The sequence below is a fragment of the Streptomyces sp. NPDC127084 genome (assembly GCF_042724175.1).
In the GTDB taxonomy this organism is placed as follows: domain Bacteria; phylum Actinomycetota; class Actinomycetes; order Streptomycetales; family Streptomycetaceae; genus Streptomyces.
Genome location: NZ_JBHXFA010000235.1, coordinates 1,993 through 2,685, shown reverse-complemented (window position 1 = coordinate 2,685; position 693 = coordinate 1,993). Strand labels below are relative to the sequence as shown.

The following is a 693-nucleotide window of genomic DNA, read 5'->3' as shown; positions in this document are numbered from 1 at the left end:
GGTGTTGGCGCGGACCACGTTCATCGAGAGCAGCTCGTCGCCCTCGCGGAAGCTCATGCCCTTCACGCCGGACGTGGCCCGGTAACCCACACCCCCAGGTCCTCGCCCTGCACGATCAGCAGCCCCGGCCCGGCCGGGAGGGCGCCGCCGGTCTGGACATGGGCGAGGGTGAGCCGGTAGCAGCGCTGCCACCCGATCTCCCACGCCACCGGGCACCACCCCGGGTCCACGTCCGCGAGGGCCTCCATACGGGCCTCTGACAGCTCACCAGCGGCCAGGACACTCTCTTCCCCAGCTTCACGCCGTGCGGCGTTCTCCGCCGCCTTACGGGCCGCCGCACGCTGGTTCTTGGCCCACACCCCAAGCGGGAAGTCGTCCCAGACCACGGAGGCCGCAGGCAGGAAGTGCCCGTGGACGTCGGCGTACGAGCGGGCGACGGCCAGGCCGGTGTCCCACGCGGACGCCTGGACCGACCACACCATCCCGAGTGCCTCCAACTCGACCACGCGGGATGCCTCCAGCAACCCGGCCGCGTAGTACCGCCGCTGGTCCGCTACCCACACCCCCAGCGGATTGCCCCCCCTAGGGGGGCCCGGCCCCCGCGGTGACTTGCGTGTAGGGCCCCCCCACAACCCGCTGGGCGGGTTCGCCCCCCCCCCGGGGGCGCGCCCCCCCCCCCCACCCCCCCCCCCC

At 74.2% G+C, this 693-nt stretch carries 1 protein-coding gene; it reads right to left on the bottom strand.

Annotated elements, in window-relative coordinates; translation table 11 throughout:
• Nucleotides 1-62: 62 nt before the first annotated feature.
• Entirely contained in the window at nucleotides 63-563 is a 501-nt protein-coding gene (locus ACFWI9_RS31750; RefSeq protein ID WP_387167992.1) for a helicase associated domain-containing protein, read from the bottom strand.
• Between the last annotated feature and the right edge of the window lie 130 nt (nucleotides 564-693).